The sequence below is a fragment of the Streptomyces sp. NPDC055632 genome, assembly GCF_053618675.1.
Window position 1 is genome coordinate 512,029 of record NZ_JBSHHY010000001.1, and the last position, 19,001, is coordinate 531,029.

Below are 19,001 nucleotides of genomic sequence, written 5' to 3' on the forward strand. Positions count from 1 at the left end.
GCCGCTCCGGAGCGGTTCGCCTCGGGCGGTCCGCCTCGGAGCCGTCCGGCTCAGAGCAGTCCGACGGTGTGGGGCGGGGCGTAGACGTGGCGGGCGAGGTGTTCGCCGCCGCAGCGGACGACGAGGTCCCGGTGCGGGCCGGGTTCCCGCTCGCGGGCGATCCGCTCCCGGTGGTGGGCGCAGGTCTCGCAGCCGGGGTCCCAGTCGGGCAGGAGGTCGCGGTGGCGGGCGGCGAGGTGGGTGCCGAGGGCGATCTGGGTGGTCACGGTGCTGTCGAACGGGTCCCAGTCGACGCCGCGTTCGCCGGTGAGGCGGAGTTCGGCGATCCGGTCGCCGACGCTCCGCATGGTGCGGTAGAGGCCGGCGCACTCGTCGCAGTCCCACATCCAGGGCGGAGGCAGGGGCCACTCGTGGCCGGGGTCGATCTCGTCCGGGCTCATGGAAGGCACGATAGTGCGCGGGAGCCGGGGCGCCGGGTCCTTTCCCCGATACAGGGGGCTACCGCCCGGTACCGGGGGCGCGGCGGCCCGGGGCGCGCTATGACGCCCTCCGGGCCGTCGGCGGAACGCCCAACTCCGCCGGTAGGGAAGCCCTTTGGGTAGGGTCGGAGGCCTGAGAAAGGACGATCTTGCCCCTCACGACACTGCTGATACCCACCCCGGACGGCCGGGCCGACGCCTTCGCCGCCTTCCCCGACGACGGCGGACGGCACCCCGGGGTCCTGCTGTACACGGACGCCTTCGGCACGCGGCCCGTCCTGGAGCGGATGGCCCGCGAGCTGGCCGGACACGGCTACTACGTGCTGGTGCCCCACCTCCACTACCGGCACGGCCCCGCGCCGGTGGTCGAGCTCCCCGCGCACATCGACGCGGAGACCCGGCCCGCCCTCTTCGAGCGGCTGCTCCCCGTCGTCGAGGCGCACACCACCGAGCGCGCCCTGCGGGACGCCGAGGCCTACCTCGGGTTCCTCACCGCCCGGCCCGAGGTCCGGGCCGGGCCGGTCGCCGCGATCGGCTACTGCCTGGGGGCCGTCCTGGCGCTGCGCACCGCGGCGGCCCGCCCCGACCTGGTGGCCGCGGTCGCCGGGTTCCACCCCAGCCCCCTGGTCACCGACGCGCCCGACAGCCCGCACCTCCTCGCCCCCGCCCTCGCCGCCGAGGTCCACATCGGCCTCGCCGGGAACGACATGACGCCCGGGACGATCGAGGTGCTCGGCCGGGCCCTGGAGGACGCGGGCGTGGACCACACCTGCGAGGTCTACCCCGGTTCCCTCCACGGCTTCACCATGGAGGACACCGACGCCTTCGACGCGCCCTCCCTGCGACGCCACTGGGACCGCCTGCTCCCCCTCCTCGACCGCACCTTGAACGGGGGCAGGGACCGGTCCGCCCCCTGACGTCCGGTCGGACGGCGGCACGGGGAACGGCCTCACCGGAAGGGGGGGCGGTGAGGCCGTTCGGTTCCCGTGGGGGAGGTGGGGAGAGGCGAGCCGTCACTCCATGGGGGCGAGCATGCCCTTGCGGAGGCGGGCCAGGTTGCGGGAGAGCAGCCGGGAGACCTGCATCTGGGAGATGCCGAGCCTCTTGCCGATCTCCGACTGCGTCAGCTCCTCCACGAACCGCAGGTGGAGCAGCAGCCGGTCCCGCTCGCCGAGTTCGGCGACGAGGGGCGCGAGGGCGTGGAAGTCCTCGAAGAGCTCGAGCGCCGGGTCCTCTTCTCCTATGAGGTCGGCGAGCATGGCGCCGCCCTCCTCACCCTCGCCGCCGACGCTGGCGTCGAGCGAGGTGGAGTTGTAGCCGTTGGAGGCGATCCGCGCCTCGATGACCTCGTCCTCGGAGAGGTTCATCAGGGTCGAGAGCTCCGCCACGCTCGGCGAGCGGCCGAGGCGGGAGCTGAGCTCCTCCGTCGCCTTGGCCAGCTCCACGCGGGCCTCCTGGAGGCGGCGGGGAACGTGGACGGCCCAGGAGGTGTCGCGGAAGAACCTCTTGATCTCCCCCACGATGCAGGGGACGGCGAAGGTGGTGAACTCCACCTCGCGGGAGATGTCGAACCGGTCGATGGCCTTGATGAGGCCGATGGTGCCGACCTGGACGATGTCCTCCATGTCGTCGCCGCGGGCCCGGAAGCGGCCGGCCGCGTAGCGCACGAGCGACATGTTCATCTCGATCAGCGTGTTGCGGGCGTACTGGTACTCGGGCGTTCCCTCCTCCAGTACCGCCATCCGGTCGAAGAACACCTTCGACAGCTCGCGCGCGTCCTTCGGCGCCACCTTGCCGGGGGCTTCGAGTACGGGAAGGCCCCCCGCGGTCTTCTCGGCGCCGGTCTTCGTCTCGGTCAGCACGGTGATCGGCATTCCGATGACCCCCTCTTTCGTCGACAACCAGTTCTTCCCCCGGACCGCCCGCATACCCCGGCTCTCACGGAGCATGCACATCTTTTTGAAAATTTCTCTCCGGGGTGTGCGGAGCCCTCGTCCGGGCAGTGTCAGACGAGGGCGAGGCGCGCCCTGACCCGCTTCCCGGAGGGGTGCGGCTCGACGCTGACGCTCTCGCAGACGGCGACGACGATCTCCACGCCGTGCTGGCCGATGCGGCCGGGGTCGTGGCCCCGGGGCACGGGAGAGGCCTCCAGGCCGTCGAACACCGAGATCTCCAGAGCCTCCTCGAACAGTTCGAGGAGCAGCCGGCAGGGGCCGGGCGCGTGGCGCACGGCATTGGTCACCAGCTCGCTGACCACCAGGCGCGCGAGGTCGACACGCTCGCGGGCGACCGGCCGGCGTCCCGCGGCCGGTGAGGCGGTGAGGAAGTCGGCGGTGAAGTCGCGGGCGGACGCGACCATGCCGTCGTCGGCGTCCGCACCGTCGTAGTCGACGCTCGCGTACAGCAAGGGCTCCTGTGTCGCGCGCTCCGCGGCGATCGCGTCCGTCATCGGCCTGCCTCCCCTCACACGGCTCGGTGCCGTGCTTCGTACCTCATCCTGCGCACCTTCCCTCCTTTGCGATTTCCACACCGTCAGCCTCCGAGAACGCGCACACGGCCTTACTCATACGGCGGAAGGCCCGGGAAGTGCTCCGCGATCCCCGTCCGCGTCCGCGCGCGGCCCGGCGGGCTCGCGGCCGTGCCAGTCCAGACAGAGTACGAGAACGTCGTCCGGCAGTCCGCCGGGGGCTTCCTCGCGCAGCGCCCGGACGACGGCGCGGGGGGCGTCCGCGCAGTCCGTGCGGCGGGCTCCCTCGATCGCGCGGCGCACCGAGCGGTCGAGGTCCGTGTCGCCGCCGCCCGGCGGGGCCTCGCCCCGGTCGCAGGCGACGAAGACGAGCCGGTCGCCGGGGAGGACGCGGAGGCGCTGGGTGGCGTAGACGGTGTCCTCGAACATGCCGAGGGGCAGTTGCCGCTCCAGGTCGATCCGCTCGGCCGCCGCGCCCCGGCCGCGCCAGACCGTGGGCGAGCCGGCGTCGACGACCAGCACCTCGCCGGTGGCGCGGGCGAAGCTCAGCAGGAGGGCGGAGAGGGACCGCTCGCCCCGGTGCTGCCCGTAGAGCGCCTGGTCGGTCAGGCTGGCCTGGCCGACCAGGTCGAGTCCGGCGCGCCGGGCGTTGCGGATGGCGTTCAGGGCGAGGCTGCTGACCAGGGCGGACGGGGTGTCGGGGCCGGCGCCGTTGGCGACGACCAGGGTGAGCTCGTCCTCGGTCGCGCACCAGTCCAGGACGTGTCCGCCCGAGGTGTAGGAGGGCTCCCAGTAGGCGTGCAGGTCGAATTCCGGACCGGTGCACGCCCGCCCGGGGAGCACGCCCCACTGCATCTCCGCCGGAACGCTGAGGGCGTTCGCCCTGCGCGTCCGGCGGTACAGGTCGGTGTGGCGGTCGGCGACGCGCAGGGCGTGTCCCAGCGTCTCGGCGATGTCGGCGAGTTCCTCGGTCGCCGCGGGAGTGGCCAGGTCCGAGGGGAGGACGACCACGAGGACGCCGTACCGCTCGCCGCGAACCGTCACGGGAAGGTACGCGGTCGCCGTGGGCCCGTCACCACCGAAAAGATATGGTTGCTGTGTGGAAAGCGCGCGACCTGCGGGCCCCGGCCCCACGGCCACGTGCCGCATCCCGTCCGGAGCCTGCACGGGCTCGACGGGGCGCAGCGACGTGAGCCCGTAGTCGAGGAGCAGGAGATCGGCGGAGAGCACGGCGAACCGCCGGGCCAGATCGACACGGAGGGAGTCCAGGAGGCGGTGTGGCGGCGCCCCGCGCAGAGCGCGTTCCACTGTCACGTGTCGATCCACCGAACCCGTACCGCCTTCTGGAGAGATGTGGAGATGACCGGCGCGTCGCGAGGCCGACGCCTTCGGCCCCGGACGCCTGAGGAGTGTCGGTAGCCATGGACACGAACCCCGCCCCGTCCCCGCGGGAGCCGCAGGAGACGGCACAGGCCGCCCGGGAGCTCATCGAGCTTCTGGAGGTGCTGTGGGAGCGCGGCCGGGACATGGTGTCGTCGACACCGGTGTCGGCGTCTCAGCTCCGCGTGCTCTACAGCCTCGACCGCGAGGAGGGCATCAACCTCCGTGCACTGGGGGAACTGCTCGGTTCCGCGCCGCCCTCGGTGAGCCGCATGTGCGACCGCCTGGAGGCGCTGGGGTTCGTGCAGCGGCTGCCCAGTCCGGTCAGCCGCCGGCAGCTCGAACTGCACCTGACCGTCCGCGGCAAGGCGTACCTGCGCGATCTGCGGGGCCAGCGGGAGGAGGCCCTGCTCGCGGTCATCTCCGGCATGACCCCGGCGAGCCGCAAGGCGCTGCTGCGCGGGCTGACGGGCTTCCAGGACGCACTGGACAAGGAAAGACCGTCGGCGCCCCCGGTGCGCCGGGGCGCGCCGCTCAAGGACGTCCGGTCCGCTTGACCCCCGCGCGCCGCGCGCGCCGCCCAGTCGCGTAGCCCATGTCCCACTTGTCACCCTCTGCCCGCCCATGACGCGTCCACCCCGGACGCGAGCCAGGTGTTTCCCCAAGGATACAGTTGCCGCACGGCAACTGTTGACACCGGGCGTACGGGCGGGCGCGCGAGGGGCGCGTCAGGCGTCGGAGCCCACCGGAAGGCCGCCTCCCGACAGGCCGGGACCGAGGAGACCGGGGCCGGAATCGAGTCCGTCCTCCTGCCGTCCGTACCAGTCGAGGCAGACGACGAGCGCGTCGTCCTCCAGCGGGGCGTCGCCGTGGTACGCGGCGAGTTCGCGCAGCACCGCGCTCGGGACCTGCGAGGACGGCAGCAGCTTCGTGGCGATGAGCGCGCGGGCCAGCGCCCGGTCCCCGTACGTCTCCCCGTCGGGGGAGGCCGCGTCGTACACCCCGTCGCTGCCGAAGAGCAGCCGGTCCCCCGGGCGCACCGCGAGGCGCTGCGGTACGTAGACGGTGTCCTCGAACATGCCCAGGGGCAGCTGGGCCTCGAACGAGACGGGTTCGACGGAGCGGTCCCGCAGCCGCCACAGGCGCGGCGAGCCGGCGTCCACGGCCTCCACCCCGCCCGTGGCGAGGTCGAAGCGCAGCAGGAGCACCGAGACGAAGGCTCCGCCGCGGTACTGCGCGTACACGGCCTGGTCCGCCAGGGCCGCCTGGTCGGCGAGACCGAGGCCGGCGCGGCGGGCGTTGCGGAGCGCGTTGATGGCGAGGGTCGACAGGAGGGCGGCCTCGATGCCCTCCCCCATCCCGTTGGTGACCGTGAGGGTCAGGTGGTCGGCCGAGGCCGACCAGTCGTAGTTGTCCCCGAAGATCGCGTAGGCCGGCTCCAGGTGCGCGCCGAGGGTGAACTCGGGGCGGACGCAGGAGCGGCCCGGCAGGAGCTGCCACTGCATCTCGGCCGCCAGCGTCAGCCGGGTGGCCCGCCGCGCGAGGTCGTACAGGTCCGTGTCGCGCTCGGCCACCAGGATCTCGTGACCGAGCGCGTCGCAGACGTGCAGCAGCTCGGGCAGCAGGGGCACGAGGTCGCTGCCCGGCGGCAGGACGACGGTGAGGACGCCCATCCGGTCCCCCCGGACGGTGACCGGCAGGTGTACGGAGACGGCCTCGGTGTCACGGGTGACGTACGGCTCCTGGGCGCCGAAGGCGCGCCCCTGCGGGCTGTCGTGGATGAGGACCGGCGGGGTCGGCTGGGGCACGCGTTCGACGAGCTGGAGCGACCGCAGCGCGTAGTCGGCGAGGCGGAGCTCCACCCGCAGCGCTCCGCACTGCTTCCGCAGGGCGTCCGCCACGACGCCCACCAGCAGGTGCGGAGCGGCCCGGCGCAGTGCCCGCTCGACACCGGTGATCTCGTCCACGTGTTCCGGCTTCTCCTTCTCGTCCCCGTCCGCGGTCCTCTAGCCCTCGTGCCCGGCCGCGACGAGCGCGTCCGCCACGTCGGCGTGCAGGGGCGTCGTCATCGTCAGGCCCGTGATCTCCAGGATGCGGCGCACGGCCGGGGTCGGCGCGGCGAGATGGAGGTCTCCCCCGGACTCCCGTGCGTCCCGCCCGGCTCTGATCAGGACGTTCAGGCCGGAGGAGTCCATGAAGTCCAGGGCGGAGAGGTCCAGGACGAGGTGGCGGCGGCCGTGCAGGAACTGATTGGCCAGGTGGTGGTGGAGCATGGTGGCCGTCTCGATGTCGAGCTCGCCGCCCACGGACAGGATCGCCGTGTCGGCGTCACGGATCTCCACTTCGACGTCCAGGTTCACTTCGCGTTCGGGCATGCTCTTCCTGCTTTCCACGGGTGGGGTGATGGTCGGTGGGGCGTACGGTCAGGTGACGCGCACGCCGATCAGGCACGTGTCGTCGTCGGTGTCGGACTTGCTGTGCGTGAGCAGCAGGTCGAGACGCCGTTCCAGTCCGTCGGCCGGCGCTCCGGCCGTGGCGAGCAGCTGGTCCAGGGAGTCGTGCACGGACGTGTCCCGCCGCTCGACGAGGCCGTCGGTGTACATCAGGACGGTGTCCTCGGCCTCCAGCTGGATCTCCGCCTCCTCGTACTCGGCCTCGGCGAGGGCCCCGAGCAGCAGCCCTTGGAGGAGCGGCAGCGTGGTGGCCCGGTCGCCCCGTACGAGCACGGGCGGGAGGTGTCCCGCCCTGGCCCAGCGCAGGGTGCGGGTCGTGGGGTCGAAGACGCCGCAGACGGCGGTGGCCGTGACCTGGGCGGTGAGGTGGTGGGCCACGTTGTTCAGCCAGGACAGGAGCTGTCCGGGGCCCGCGCCGGTCACGGCGAGGCCGCGCAGGGCGTTGCGCAGCACGACCATGCCGGTGGCGGCCTCTATGCCGTGGCCGGCGATGTCGCCGACGCACAGCAGGATCTTCTTGGACGGCAGGACGACGGCGTCGTACCAGTCGCCGCCGACCAGGGACTCGGTCTCGGCGGGCCGGTAGCGCACGGCGACGTCGAGGCCCGGGGCGTCGAGCGGGGCCTTGGTCGGCGGCATGATGGCGTGCTGGAGCTGGAGGGCCAGCCGGTTGCGCTCCGCCGACTCCTGTTCGGTCACGGCGAGCTGGTCGCGGGTGGCCGCCAGGGCGACCTCCGTCCAGTGCTGCGCGGAGATGTCCTGGTAGGCGCCCCGCACGGCGAGGAGCCGCTCGTCGATGTCGAGGGAGGGCTCGGCGATCACCCGGATGTGGCGGGTCACCCCGTCCCCGCGGAGCATGCGGAAGGCCACCGAGCTCGCCCGCCGCTGGTGCAGCACGGCGTGGAGGAAGCGGCCGATGGCGACCGCGTCGTCGGGGTGGGCGTGGGCGGTGAGGTCGCGCAGGGAGACCGGCCCCTCGGTCATGTCCCGCCCGAAGAGGTCGAAGAGCTGTCCGTTCCAGGTGATCTCCCCGGTCAGGACGTCCTCCTCGAAGCCGCCGATGCGGCCGAGGCGCTGGGCGTGCTGGAGCAGGCTGGCGAGCCGGGCGGTCTCGTCCTCGATGCGCCAGATGAGGAGCACGCTGTCGCCGTGCCGGCTGATGCTGAGGTCGGCGGCGGACGCGAGCGGCACCTGGTCCACGAGGGCGGTGAGGCGGGTCCGCCGGGCGCGGAAGGGCTCCCCGGTGGCGTAGACGCGCTCGATCCGCTCGAAGAGCTCGTTCTCGCCGGCCGTGGTGGGGTACGCCTCCAGGAGCAGGGCGCCGTCGACGACGCCGCGCGAGCGGCCCGCCGGGTCCTGGAAGTGCTCGTTGGCGTGGCGGATGCGGAAGTCCCGCAGGCGCCCCTCGTCGTCCAGGTGCGGGGTCAGGACCAGGGCCGGGTCGTAGAGGCCGTCGGCGAGTTCCACGAGCTCCGACGCCCCGGCGGCCGCGGGCGAGAGCGCCCGGGTCCGCACCGGCTGGAGGGGGAGGGTCTCCAGGGTGTGGGCGCACAGTTCGGCGAGGGCCTCGATCTGGCGCTCCACCGCCTGCGGCTGGGGCTCCAGCGGCCGGGACCAGCAGATCTCCAGGACGCCGTGGATCCGTCCGCCGGTCCCGGCGGGCACCGCCACCCGGCCGCCGTCGGGGTGGCGGGTGTGGCCGATCGAGGGGATGCCGACGGCCGCGAGCGAGCGGAACCGCACGGTCCGGCGGGCGGTGAGGGCCTCCCGGGCCACGGTGGCCACGCCGGGCGGCACGTAGCGCCAGCGGGCGGGCTCGTCGGCGCCGAAGCCCGCGTGACCGCAGAGGGTCAGGGAGGCGTCGGGGCCGGTGGTCCAGATGGCGACGGCGCTGGCGCCCAGGGGCGCGAGGGCGTGTTCGAGGAGCGACTCGGCGACGGCCTGGCTGTCCCCGGCGTTGAGCGCGGCGCTCTCGGCCGTGCGCAGGCGCACGGCGACCGACCCGTCGGCCCCGGTGTCCGTTCCGTCGGCCCCGGCCTCCGTCCCGGACCCGTCCGGCTCCCGTACGGTCCTGACGAAGTCGTCGGCTACCTCGGCGACCTGGTCGTGGGCGGCCTGGTTGATGATGTCCGCGGCCAGTTCCAGCTGGGAGAGCCCGGCCTGGCCGGCCAGTTCGGCGAGCTGCTTCGCGGCCTGGGCCGGGCCGCAGCCGAGCCGCTCGACGATGACGCCCTTGGCGAGCTCGATCAGGGCGCGCCCCTCGGCCGCGGCGTGCGCGGCGCGCACCTCCCCGCGCAGCCGCTCCACCGTCTCGGCCAGCCGGCCCACGGTCGAGCGGTCGTCCGGCGACCGCGCCTCCTCCTCTTCCCCGGAGGTGGCGGGCACGGCGGGCTCGGCCGGTGTCGGAGCGCCGTCCCCGTGGGGACCGACGGCGGGGTATCCGCCGTGGCGGTGGGGAGCACTCATGACGCGGACTCCTCAGGGGGACGGCGGCCGGGGCCGCGGGCGGACGGAGGGAAGAGCGGAGGGCGGGAGGGCCGCGGCGGGCCCGTGGTCTAGCCGTCGTGCAGCCACCGGCGGATGCAGGCGATGAGGTCGTCGGCGTCGACCGGCTTGGTCACGTAGTCGCTGGCGCCCGAGGCGAGGCTCTTCTCGCGGTCCCCCGGCATGGCCTTGGCGGTGACCGCGATGACGGGCAGCCCGGTGTGGGCGGGCATCTGCCTGATCTTCGCGGTGGCGGTGTAGCCGTCCATCTCCGGCATCATGACGTCCATCAGGACCAGATCGATGTCGGGGTGCGCGGCCAGCGCCTCGATCCCCTTGCGGCCGTTCTCGGCGTGCAGGACCTTGATGCCGTGCAGCTCCAGGATGCCGCTCAGGGCGTAGAGGTTGCGGGCGTCGTCGTCGACCACGAGGACCGTGCGGCCGTGCAGGGCGGTGTCGATGGTCTGCGGCGCCGGGGGCCGGTGCTCGCCGCGCACCAGGGGCACGACGTCGCCCGGCTGGTCCGCGGACAGGTGCAGGGCGATCCGCTCGCGCAGTTCGTCGAGGCTGGAGAGCAGTTCCAGCGGGCGCCGGCGGGCCCGGCTCTGGAGGGCCCGCTCGTGCTCGGCGGTGAGCCTGCGGTTGTTGTGGGCGAGGACGGGGACGGTGCGCAGCGCCTCGTCGCCGTCCATGGCGTCCAGGAAGTGCAGGGCCTCGCCGTGGGCCATGTCGACCTCGAGCACGACGCAGTGGAACGGCTGGGTGGCGAGGGCGGTCGCGGCCTCCTGCGGGCCCACGGCCGTGATCAGCTCGATGTCCTCCCGGTCCGCGCGGTCGCGGCCCGCGGCCAGCTCCACGACGGCGTTCTCCGCGACGAGCGAGAGCAGGCCGCGCGGGCGCTCCTCGATCACGAGGAGGCGCCGGATCTGCCGGGCCGTCGGGGCGGCGGGCAGGGCGGGGCGGAGGGCGGAGGCGTCGGCGGGGAGTTCCGCGGCCTCCTCGGCCTCCTCGGCCCGAAGGGCCGACGCGTGGACGGACTGCTCCTTGAAGTCGTCCCGGGCGACGGGCAGGTAGAGGGTGAAGGTGCTTCCTTCGCCGGGCTCGCTGGCGACCGTGAGGGCGCCGCCGAGCAGGTAGGCGATCTCCCGGCTGATGGAAAGGCCGAGTCCGGTGCCGCCGTACTTGCGGTTGGTGGTGCCGTCCGCCTGCTGGAAGGCGCCGAAGATGGCGTCCAGGTGCTGGGCGGCGATGCCGATGCCGGTGTCCTTGACCCGGAAGGCGACGACGGGGCCGCCGCGGTGGACCGTGGGGGGCAGCTCGGCGTCCGAGGCGGGCTCGATCCGCAGCTCGACGCTGCCGCGTTCGGTGAACTTGACGGCGTTGGAGAGCAGGTTGCGCAGCACCTGCCGCAGCCGGGAGTCGTCGGTGACGAGGTCCACGGGCACGCCGGCGGCGGTGGAGACGGTGAAGGTGAGGCTCTTCTGCGTGGTGAGCGGCCGGAACGTGGCCTCGACGTAGTCGAGGAGGCGGCGCAGCGCCACCCGTTCCGGGTTGAGGTCCATCTTCCCGGCCTCCACCTTGGACAGGTCGAGGATGTCGTTGATCAGCTGGAGCAGGTCGGAGCCGGCGGAGTGGATGATGCCGGCGTACTCGACCTGCTTGGCCGTGAGGTTGCGGGTCGGGTTCTGGGCGAGGAGCTGGGCCAGGATCAGCAGGCTGTTGAGCGGGGTGCGCAGCTCGTGGCTCATGTTGGCCAGGAACTCGGACTTGTACTTGGAGGCGAGGGAGAGCTGCTGGGCGCGGTCCTCCAGCTCCTGCCGGGCCTGCTCGATCTGCAGGTTCTTGGCCTCGATGTCGCGGTTCTGCGAGACGAGCAGGGCCGCCTTCTCCTCCAGTTCGGCGTTGGAGCGCTGGAGCTCCTCCTGCTGGACCTGGAGCTCCTCGGAGCGCGCCCGCAGCTCGTCCGCGAGGCGCTGGGACTCCCCCAGGAGCTCGTCGGTGCGGACGTTGGCGACGATCGTGCTGAGGTTGACGCCCACCGTCTCCATGAGCTGCTCCAGGAAGTCCCGGTGCACGGAGGTGAAGGGGGTGAAGGAGACCAGTTCGATGACGCCCAGGACCTGGTCCTCGACGACGATCGGCAGCACGATCAGGCTGCCTCCCGCGGTCCGGCCGAGGCCGGAGGAGATGTACACGTAGTCGCCGGGCACGTTGTCGGCGGCGATGGTGCGGCGGCTGCGGGCGGCCTGGCCGACGAGGGACTCGCCGAGGCGGAAGCGGTCGCGGCTGTCCGCGGGACGCCCGTAGGAGCCGACGAGCTTGAGCTCGACGCCCTCCGCGCCGTCCTCGGCGAGGTAGAACGCGCCGTACTGGGCGGCCACCAGCGGGGTCAGTTCGTCCATGACGAGTTCGGCGACGACGGCGAGGTCGCGGTGGCCCTGCATCAGCTCGGAGATGCGGGCGAGGCTGGACTTGAGCCAGTCCTGTTCCTGGTTGGCCCGGGTGGTCTCGCGCAGCGAGCCGACCATCGCGTTGATGTTGTCCTTGAGCTCGGCCACCTCGCCGGAGGCGTCGACGGTGATGGAGCGGGTCAGGTCGCCCTCGGCGACCGCGCTCGCGACCTCGGCGATGGCGCGCACCTGGCGGGTGAGGTTCCCGGCCAGCTCGTTGACGTTCTCGGTCAGGCGCTTCCAGGTGCCGGAGACGCCCTCGACCTCGGCCTGACCGCCGAGGCGGCCCTCGCTGCCGACCTCGCGGGCGACGCGGGTGACCTCGGCGGCGAAGGAGGAGAGCTGGTCGACCATGGTGTTGATGGTGGTCTTCAGCTCCAGGATCTCGCCCTGGGCGTCGACGTCGATCTTCTTCGAGAGGTCGCCGTTGGCGACGGCGGTGGTGACCTGGGCGATGTTGCGGACCTGGCCGGTGAGGTTGTTCGCCATCGAGTTGACGTTGTCGGTGAGGTCCTTCCAGGTGCCGGCCACGTTCGGCACCCGGGCCTGGCCGCCGAGGCGGCCCTCGGTGCCGACCTCGCGGGCGACGCGGGTCACCTCGTCGGCGAACGCCGACAGGGTGTCGACCATCGTGTTGATGGTGTCGGCGAGCGCGGCGACCTCGCCCTTCGCCTCCACGGTGATCCGGCGGGAGAGGTCGCCGCGGGCCACGGCGGTGGCGACCTGGGCGATGGAGCGCACCTGGCCGGTGAGGTTGGACGCCATCACGTTGACGTTGTCGGTGAGGTCCTTCCAGGTGCCCGAGGCGCCCCGGACGGTGGCCTGGCCGCCGAGGTTGCCCTCGGTGCCGACCTCGCGGGCGACGCGGGTCACCTCGTCGGCGAACGCGGAGAGCTGGTCGACCATCGTGTTGATGGTGTTCTTCAGCTCCCGGATCTCGCCCTGGGCGTCGACGTCCACCTTCTTCGAGAGGTCGCCGTTGGCGACGGCGGTGGCGACGTGGGCGATGGAGCGCACCTGGGCGGTGAGGTTGCCCGCCATGGAGTTGACGGAGTCGGTGAGGTCGCGCCAGGTGCCGGAGACGCCCTTGACGTCCGCCTGGCCGCCGAGGATGCCCTCGGTGCCGACGTCGCGGGCCATGCGGGTGACCTCGTCGGCGAAGGAGGAGAGCTGGTCGACCATCGTGTTGATGGTGTTCTTCAGCTCCAGGATCTCGCCGCGGGCGTCGACGTCGATCTTCTGGGAGAGGTCGCCCTTGGCGACGGCGGTGGCGACGTGAGCGATGTCACGGACCTGGGTGGTGAGATTGCCTGCCATCGCGTTGACCGAGTCGGTGAGGTCGGCCCAGGTGCCGGAGACGCCGGGGACCTCCGCCTGGCCTCCCAGGGTGCCCTCCGTGCCGACCTCGCGGGCGACGCGCGTCACCTCGGAGGTGAAGAGGGAGAGCTGGTCGACCATGCCGTTGAAGACGCTGGAGATCTCGCCCATGAGACCGCCCGCCTCGTCGGGCAGCCGGGTGCCGAAGTCCCCGTCGCGCACGGCGGTGAGGCCGGCCAGGAGCTGGCGCAGCTCCGCCTCTCCCACGGCGGCCGGTCCCGGCCGCCGCGCGGCCGAGGAGCCCTCGATCGTCGTCTCAGACATGCCTCATCCTCGTTCGCTCGCCAGGCACCACAGCGGTCCTGAATACGACCACGGCCGCAGGTCGGACCGCCGCTCTCCCGGTACGACTCCGACCTCGACCGTTGTCATACGACAATAAACGACGACCCTACTCCCCCGTGATCGTCACGAGGAGGGCGGTGGGGAGGCAAGAGGCCGGAACGAGCCGGTACGAAGGGGCCCGGGCCGCACCGGAGGTGTCGAGTCCTCGCCACCGGACTCCGCCCCTCCGACCGCATACAACGCGGGGGCCCGGGTAAGCGGCGCATCGAACCGGGCGGTCGGCGCCCTGACGGCGAGGGGAGACCCACTGTGTTGATGGCCCATCCCGCGGTGTTGAGCAACCTGATCGAGCAGTACGAGACGCTGAGGTTGCTGCACGCGGAGAACGGAAGCCCCGAGGTGCGACAGCGCATGGACGACATCGCGTACACACTGTGCGTCTCCACGGGCACGCGCGACGTGGACACGGCGCTGATCGCCGCCCGCCACCGGCTGCCCGGTGCGCGTCCCGAGGACGACTCGGTGCTGATGGCCTGATTCCGCACGCCGGACCCGGCACGACCCCTCCGCGGGGACGTGCCGGGTTCCGTCGTTTCCGGGGGCATTCCGGTTTCCGGGGGTGTGTTCCGTTTCCGGGGGCGTGCCGTTTCGGGCCGGGCGCGCACGACCGCGCCCGCCACCGGTGTCGGTGGCGGGCGCGGTCGGTGCCGGCGGGGTGCCGGTTACCAGCGGTACCAGCGGCCCGAGCCGCCCTTCGGCCGGGCCACGAAGCCGAGGAGCCAGAGGACGAGCACGATCACGGCCACCCACCAGAGGGCCTGCACCGCGAAACCGGCACCGAAGAGGATCAGCACGAGCAGCAGAACCAGCAGAAGAGGAACCATTTTTTCAACCTCCGAATTTTCACGTATCCCCGCGCCCGTTCTTCGGCCCTCCGGAAATCCACGCCACGCGGACGTGAACGGAATTATTTCTTTCCGATGGCCGATAAAAAGGATCCGGGACACTACACAAACAAAAATATCGTCAAAGAATTAAAGGGAGCGCCTTCGGGGAAGAACGTCGCCCCACGGGAGGGACGGTCCCGGTGCTCCGGAACCGCCCCTCGGCGGGTGTCAGATGCGACCGCCGGTGAGCCGGGTGAGCGGGCCGCGCGAGCGCGTCCCCGTCCGGCGCCCCAGGACGTACGCGCCCGTGAGCGCGGCCGCGCTCACGGCGGCGGTACCACTGGTGAGCGCCTTGCGGGAGCGCACGGCGGTCCACACGAGGCCGCCGGTGCCCCGGACGGCGTGGACGGCCGCGAGGGTCTTCTCCGCGAGGGGCGCGGGAAGCGCGGTCAGGACGCCGCCCACCGCTTCTCCGGTCTCCCCGGCACCCTTCTCCGTCTTCCCGGCCCGGGCCGGGGACGAGGTCGGGGCCGGGGCCCCGGCCTGGGCGCGGAACGTGCCGCCGCCGTTTCCGGTGCCGTCGGAAGCAAAGGGCGAACCGTTCCGACGGTACTGGTTTTCGTTGCTCTTCTCCGATGCACTCATATTCTTCGTGTAGCCGGACCGGGCCGGAACAAACCCTTTCTCACGGGAATTCCCGCCGGCCCCCGGCAGGCCGGCCCAGGGCCTCCGAAAGACCGTCCTCCTCTTCTTCGAGGAGGCGGCGCACGCCCGGCTCGCCCCGGCGGACGGTCCCGAGCCGCAGGGGGACGGTGGTGGTCCGCCGGCCCGCCGCCGCGAGCACGCCGTGGTGGGCCCTGACCACGCCCGCGAGCCAGTCCGGGTCCTCCATCCGCGCGCGCAGGGGCGCCTCGTCGAACTCGGCCTCCGGGACCGCCTCGACGACGGCGGTGAGGCCCCGGTGCTCGACGGTCGCGAGCCCGCCGCCGAGCGTCACGTCGGGCGGCGGGTCGGCGGGCTGCCCGTCGACGTCGGCGGACCGGACGACGGCGTACACGTACAGCAGCGGTTCGTCGGTGAGCGGTCCCACGGGATCAGCCCGCCTCGACGAAGCTGTACGGGGGAAGCGGCCCCATCACCTGCTCCCGCAGGTGCTCGTGCTCCTGGTGGAGGGCGCGCACGGCCTCCAGGAACTCGTCCCGCCGCTCGCGTTCCACCAGGAACGACAGGTTGACGAGGTGGCCGGTGTCCCCCGGTCCGTGCACCGTGGCCGCCGCGTGGGCGGAGAGGGTCCGCTCGACGAGGACGGCGTCGGCCCGCTCGCGTTCGGCGACGGCCCGCGCGACCAGCTCGTCGAAGACGCTCCGCTCCTCGTGGCTCGCGCCGCCCGACGCGCGGTCGGCGACGTGCCGGGCCATCAGGTCGGGGTCGTCGGTGAGCACCGCGTGGAGCACCGCCTCCGCGTCGTGGTGCACCTTGAGGTTGAACTCGTCCTTGCCGGCGAGCGCCTCCAGACGCTCCGCGTAGAGGTCGTGGTGCTCCTCCAGGACCGCGGCGACCGTGGCGTCGTCGGGGGAGATCCTGCCGAACCGCAGGGGCAGGACCGGGCCGTCCTTGGCGGCCTCGATCACGACGTGCTGGTGCGCGAGGAGGTCGCGGCGGTCCGCCTTCACCTCGGTCGTGGCGTCGCTGCACAGGGCCACCAGGTCGCCGCCGCGCACGGTGCGCACCGGCCTCGGAGGGTTGCCGATGCCCTCGATGGCGTCGGGGAGTTCCCGGCCGGCGGGGGCGATGCCGTAGACGTACGTACTCATTCCTTCTCCTCCCGGTGGTGCGGAAGCGCGGCGGCGCGGCCCGTCGGCGCTGCTCCCGCTGGTGCTCTTCTCCTCGCGGGCCGGGACGTCCAGGCCCTCCACCCGGGTCGGTGCGGCGACGCCCGAGATCTCCACGGCCGCCTCCTCGGGCTCCGGACGGGTGCTCGGAATCCGCCTGCCCGCCGGACGCGACTCCACGCCCGTTCGTCGCGGACCGGTGCGAACGGTCCCTTCCCGGACGTTCCCCCGCATCGGCTCCGCCCTCGCGGGCAGGCGGGACGGGAACCCCGTACACCGGAGCCCCGGCACACCGGCGGCCCCCGTACACCCGTACACCCGTACACCCGTACACCCGTACACCCGTGAAAGGACATCCCGTGACTCGTACCGTCGCCAAGGTGATCGTCGACGCCCTCGCCGACCTCGACGTCGGCCACGTCTTCGGCGTGGTCGGCGACGCCCTCAACCCCCTCACCGACGCCATCCGCACGACGGACGGCGTCGAGTGGGTCGGCTGCCGGCACGAGGAGGCCGCCGCCTTCGCCGCCGGGGCGCGGGCCCAGCTGTCGGGCCGCCTCGGCGTCTGCATGGGGACGGTGGGGCCGGGGTCGGTCCACCTCCTCAACGGGCTGTACGACGCGGCCAAGAGCGGCGCCCCGGTCCTCGCGATCTGCGGCCAGGTCCCGCTGTCCGAGGTCGGCGGCGACTACTTCCAGGAGGTGGACAACGACCTGCTGTTCCGGGACGTGGCCGTCTACCGGGCCACCGTCACCTCGCCCGAGCAGATGCCGAGGCTCCTGGAGTCGGCGGTCCGGGCGGCCGTGACCCGCGGCGGCGTGGCGGTCCTCACGGTGCCGGGGGACCTCGGGGACCGGGAGGTCGAGGGCGACCGTCCCGTGCGGTTCGCCCTCCCCCGGCCGGCCGTGACCCGCCCTGACGACCCGGCCCTGGCCGAGGCCGCCGAGCTGATCGGCGGGGGCTCCCGGGTCACCCTCCTCGTGGGGCGCGGCGCGCAGGGCGCGCGGGAGGAGGTGCTGCGCCTCGCCGAGCACCTCTCGGCCCCGATGGTGCTCACCCTCAAGGCCAAGGAGGGCTTCGAGGCGGACAACCCCTACGAGGTCGGGCAGACGGGCCTGATCGGCAACCCGGCCGCCGCCCACGCCCTGGACGGCTGCGACACCCTGCTCATGCTCGGCACCGACTTCCCGTACCGCGACTGGTATCCGGAGGACTGCCGGGTGGTGCAGATCGACCTGCGGGAGGAGCGCCTGGGCCGCCGCGTCCCGGTGGACGTCGGGCTCGCCGGGGACGTCGGGGCCACGCTGCGGGCCCTGCTGCCGCTGCTCGCGCCGGTCGGGGACCGCGCCCACCTCGACGACGCCCGCGAGCGGTTCCTGAAGTGGGAGGAGGAGCAGGCCGGCCTCGCCCACCCGGACCATGACAAGCGGCTGGTGGGGCGGGTGCGGGCGATGTTCGACAACCGGGACCACGAGATACGGCCCGAGGCGCTCGCCGCGGCCGTGGACCGGCACGCGGCCGAGGACGCGGTCTTCACCTCCGACACCGGCATGGCCACCGTCTGGCTCTCGCGCTTCGTGCGCATGCGGGGCAGCCGTCGGCTGCTCGGCTCCTACAACCTGGGCTCCATGGCCAACGCCATGCCGCAGGCCCTCGGCGCCCAGCTCTGGGACCGCGACCGCCAGGTGGTGGCGTTCTGCGGCGACGGCGGTCTGAGCATGCTCCTGGGCGACCTCATGACGCTCCGGTCCGAACGGCTCCCGGTCAAGCTGGTCGTCTTCGACAACCGCCGGCTCGGCATGGTCAAGCTCGAACAGGAACAGGCCGGCCTCCCCGAGTTCGGCACCGTCCTCGACAACCCCGACTTCGCGGCCGTCGCCGAGGCGGTGGGCCTGACCGGCATCCGCGTCACCGACCCGGCGGACCTGGACGACGCCGTGCGCCGGGCCTTCGAGACTCCGGGCCCGGTGCTCCTCGACGTCCTGACCAACCCGGAGGAGGTCGCCGTCCCCGGCAAGCCGACCGTCGCCCAGGGCTGGGGCTTCGCCATCGCCAAGATCAAGGAGAACCTGCCGTCCGGCAGCAACTGAACCACCCCACAAGGGCGTTCTGGTCAGGAGCCCCGGCTCGCGGACGATGCGTCCGGGGCTCCCGCGGAATCCGGAACGTCGAGGGCGGGTTCATGTGGATGCGGGTGGGTGCGGTCGTGCGGGCGGCGGCGGGTATGACGACACTCGGCTTCCCGGTGTGCCACCACCTGGTCCGCGCCCGTCGTCCGTCACGGCCCGTACCGGACGGCGCCGCCCCGGGGCCGTCCGCGCATCTCGTCGATCGCATCGCCCGCAAGGGTGTTCAGTGCGAGGTTCCGACGCTGCTGGTCCAGACACGCAAGGGTGTGGGCTCGGGCCCTGTCACGGCCTGCTCCAAGCGGCTCTCCGCGTCGTCCGGGTCCGGCCGGGCGACGACGCCGGGCATGCTGTCGGCGAGAAACCCCTCGACGACCGGACCAAGACGGTCGGAAACCACGTAAGAGCTGTTGAACGGCAGCTCATCCGGAGGAACGGAGCCGGTCGAGCACCGGAGCTGCCCGGACTGCCCGTCGTGCCACACATAGAACGTCGCCACTCCGGAAAAGCCCAGCTCGCGAACGCGTTCCCGGATGCCGGCAGCAGTCCGCTCGAAGGCAGCGACCACCTCGGCGGCAGAGAACGACCGCCCGTCCTCGTCCTCCGCACCCAGCGACCAGGTGTTGGTCTCCCACTCCACCCGCCGGTCACCCGGCCTCAACACCAACGGCTCTTCGGCCACTTCGGCGATCCACGTCAACAGCACTGAGCCCTCTTCATCATCGTTGACAGCCGCCCTGACTGCCATCGACCGCATCGCCGCGGACGAGCCGTACTGCTC

17 protein-coding genes are annotated in these 19,001 nt (G+C 72.7%); 4 read left to right on the plus strand and 13 right to left on the minus strand.

Going from position 1 to position 19,001, the window contains the following annotated elements:
- Positions 1-50: 50 nt before the first annotated feature.
- Positions 51-440 (minus strand): hypothetical protein, encoded by a 390-nt coding sequence (locus ACWGSR_RS02145; RefSeq protein ID WP_376232215.1) that lies wholly within the window; start codon positions 438-440, stop codon positions 51-53.
- A gap of 188 nt (positions 441-628) precedes the next feature.
- On the opposite strand from ACWGSR_RS02145, the gene ACWGSR_RS02150 reads away from it, so the two are divergent.
- Positions 629-1,396 carry a dienelactone hydrolase family protein gene (locus ACWGSR_RS02150; RefSeq protein ID WP_453563033.1) on the plus strand — a complete coding sequence of 256 codons (768 nt, stop codon included), beginning with the start codon at positions 629-631 and terminating at the stop codon, positions 1,394-1,396.
- A 96-nt stretch (positions 1,397-1,492) separates the two neighbouring features.
- Here the strand turns inward: ACWGSR_RS02150 and ACWGSR_RS02155 are convergent, their stop codons facing one another.
- The 3 genes from ACWGSR_RS02155 to ACWGSR_RS02165 form a co-directional block, all read right to left on the minus strand.
- A complete protein-coding gene (locus ACWGSR_RS02155; protein ID WP_376232218.1) occupies positions 1,493-2,353 on the minus strand; it encodes an RNA polymerase sigma factor SigF in 861 nt (286 codons plus the stop codon).
- A gap of 131 nt (positions 2,354-2,484) precedes the next feature.
- A complete protein-coding gene (locus ACWGSR_RS02160; protein ID WP_376232219.1) occupies positions 2,485-2,928 on the minus strand; it encodes an ATP-binding protein in 444 nt (147 codons plus the stop codon).
- 114 nt (positions 2,929-3,042) lie between these two features.
- Positions 3,043-4,260 (minus strand): PP2C family protein-serine/threonine phosphatase, encoded by a 1,218-nt coding sequence (locus tag ACWGSR_RS02165; RefSeq protein WP_453563035.1) that lies wholly within the window; start codon positions 4,258-4,260, stop codon positions 3,043-3,045.
- 107 nt (positions 4,261-4,367) lie between these two features.
- Between ACWGSR_RS02165 and ACWGSR_RS02170 the strand changes: the two genes are divergently transcribed.
- The gene (locus ACWGSR_RS02170) at positions 4,368-4,883 is read left to right on the plus strand and encodes a MarR family winged helix-turn-helix transcriptional regulator (RefSeq protein WP_376232223.1); all 516 of its coding nucleotides are present in this window, start codon (positions 4,368-4,370) and stop codon (positions 4,881-4,883) included.
- Between the two features lie 171 nt (positions 4,884-5,054).
- Here ACWGSR_RS02170 and ACWGSR_RS02175 read toward each other — a convergent pair whose 3' ends face one another.
- The 4 genes from ACWGSR_RS02175 to ACWGSR_RS02190 all read right to left on the minus strand — a co-directional run bounded on the left by ACWGSR_RS02175 (position 5,055) and on the right by ACWGSR_RS02190 (position 13,354).
- Positions 5,055-6,293 carry a PP2C family protein-serine/threonine phosphatase gene (locus ACWGSR_RS02175; RefSeq protein ID WP_453563036.1) on the minus strand — a complete coding sequence of 413 codons (1,239 nt, stop codon included), beginning with the start codon at positions 6,291-6,293 and terminating at the stop codon, positions 5,055-5,057.
- Positions 6,294-6,332: 39 nt separating this feature from the next.
- The gene (locus tag ACWGSR_RS02180; RefSeq protein ID WP_376232225.1) at positions 6,333-6,701 is read right to left on the minus strand and encodes an STAS domain-containing protein; all 369 of its coding nucleotides are present in this window, start codon (positions 6,699-6,701) and stop codon (positions 6,333-6,335) included.
- 48 nt (positions 6,702-6,749) lie between these two features.
- Positions 6,750-9,245, minus strand: coding sequence for a SpoIIE family protein phosphatase (locus ACWGSR_RS02185; RefSeq protein WP_453563037.1), 2,496 nt, complete (start codon positions 9,243-9,245; stop codon positions 6,750-6,752).
- A gap of 89 nt (positions 9,246-9,334) precedes the next feature.
- A complete protein-coding gene (locus tag ACWGSR_RS02190) occupies positions 9,335-13,354 on the minus strand; it encodes a HAMP domain-containing protein (RefSeq protein ID WP_453563038.1) in 4,020 nt (1,339 codons plus the stop codon).
- Between the two features lie 330 nt (positions 13,355-13,684).
- Here ACWGSR_RS02190 and ACWGSR_RS02195 point away from each other — a divergent pair, with 330 nt between their 5' ends.
- Positions 13,685-13,912 (plus strand): DUF5133 domain-containing protein, encoded by a 228-nt coding sequence (locus ACWGSR_RS02195; protein WP_366372808.1) that lies wholly within the window; start codon positions 13,685-13,687, stop codon positions 13,910-13,912.
- 185 nt (positions 13,913-14,097) lie between these two features.
- Here ACWGSR_RS02195 and ACWGSR_RS02200 read toward each other — a convergent pair whose 3' ends face one another.
- From ACWGSR_RS02200 to ACWGSR_RS02215, 4 genes are all read right to left on the minus strand, one after another.
- On the minus strand, positions 14,098-14,259 hold the full coding sequence (locus ACWGSR_RS02200; RefSeq protein WP_366372807.1) for a DUF5670 family protein: 162 nt from the start codon (positions 14,257-14,259) through the stop codon (positions 14,098-14,100).
- Positions 14,260-14,490: 231 nt separating this feature from the next.
- Positions 14,491-14,907: a hypothetical protein gene (locus tag ACWGSR_RS02205; protein WP_453563040.1), complete on the minus strand. Its 417-nt coding sequence runs from the start codon at positions 14,905-14,907 to the stop codon at positions 14,491-14,493.
- Between the two features lie 40 nt (positions 14,908-14,947).
- A complete protein-coding gene (locus ACWGSR_RS02210; protein WP_453563041.1) occupies positions 14,948-15,352 on the minus strand; it encodes a GvpL/GvpF family gas vesicle protein in 405 nt (134 codons plus the stop codon).
- Between the two features lie 4 nt (positions 15,353-15,356).
- Positions 15,357-16,076, minus strand: coding sequence for a GvpL/GvpF family gas vesicle protein (locus ACWGSR_RS02215; protein ID WP_376232297.1), 720 nt, complete (start codon positions 16,074-16,076; stop codon positions 15,357-15,359).
- Positions 16,077-16,453: 377 nt separating this feature from the next.
- Here ACWGSR_RS02215 and ACWGSR_RS02220 point away from each other — a divergent pair, with 377 nt between their 5' ends.
- A complete protein-coding gene (locus tag ACWGSR_RS02220) occupies positions 16,454-18,184 on the plus strand; it encodes a thiamine pyrophosphate-dependent enzyme (RefSeq protein WP_453563043.1) in 1,731 nt (576 codons plus the stop codon).
- Positions 18,185-18,446: 262 nt separating this feature from the next.
- Here the strand turns inward: ACWGSR_RS02220 and ACWGSR_RS02225 are convergent, their stop codons facing one another.
- The gene (locus ACWGSR_RS02225) at positions 18,447-18,968 is read right to left on the minus strand and encodes a hypothetical protein (RefSeq protein WP_453563044.1); all 522 of its coding nucleotides are present in this window, start codon (positions 18,966-18,968) and stop codon (positions 18,447-18,449) included.
- Between the last annotated feature and the right edge of the window lie 33 nt (positions 18,969-19,001).

Coding starts and splice junctions, on each gene's coding strand:
- ACWGSR_RS02145 (WP_376232215.1), bottom strand. CDS start 440: ATGAGCCCGGACGAGATCGACCCCGGCCACGAGTGGCCCCTGCCTCCG.
- ACWGSR_RS02155 (WP_376232218.1), bottom strand. CDS start 2,353: ATGCCGATCACCGTGCTGACCGAGACGAAGACCGGCGCCGAGAAGACC.
- ACWGSR_RS02160 (WP_376232219.1), bottom strand. CDS start 2,928: ATGACGGACGCGATCGCCGCGGAGCGCGCGACACAGGAGCCCTTGCTG.
- ACWGSR_RS02170 (WP_376232223.1), top strand. CDS start 4,368: ATGGACACGAACCCCGCCCCGTCCCCGCGGGAGCCGCAGGAGACGGCA.
- ACWGSR_RS02180 (WP_376232225.1), bottom strand. CDS start 6,701: ATGCCCGAACGCGAAGTGAACCTGGACGTCGAAGTGGAGATCCGTGAC.
- ACWGSR_RS02185 (WP_453563037.1), bottom strand. CDS start 9,245: ATGAGTGCTCCCCACCGCCACGGCGGATACCCCGCCGTCGGTCCCCAC.
- ACWGSR_RS02190 (WP_453563038.1), bottom strand. CDS start 13,354: ATGTCTGAGACGACGATCGAGGGCTCCTCGGCCGCGCGGCGGCCGGGA.
- ACWGSR_RS02200 (WP_366372807.1), bottom strand. CDS start 14,259: ATGGTTCCTCTTCTGCTGGTTCTGCTGCTCGTGCTGATCCTCTTCGGT.
- ACWGSR_RS02205 (WP_453563040.1), bottom strand. CDS start 14,907: ATGAGTGCATCGGAGAAGAGCAACGAAAACCAGTACCGTCGGAACGGT.
- ACWGSR_RS02215 (WP_376232297.1), bottom strand. CDS start 16,076: ATGAGTACGTACGTCTACGGCATCGCCCCCGCCGGCCGGGAACTCCCC.
- ACWGSR_RS02225 (WP_453563044.1), bottom strand. CDS start 18,968: ATGGCAGTCAGGGCGGCTGTCAACGATGATGAAGAGGGCTCAGTGCTG.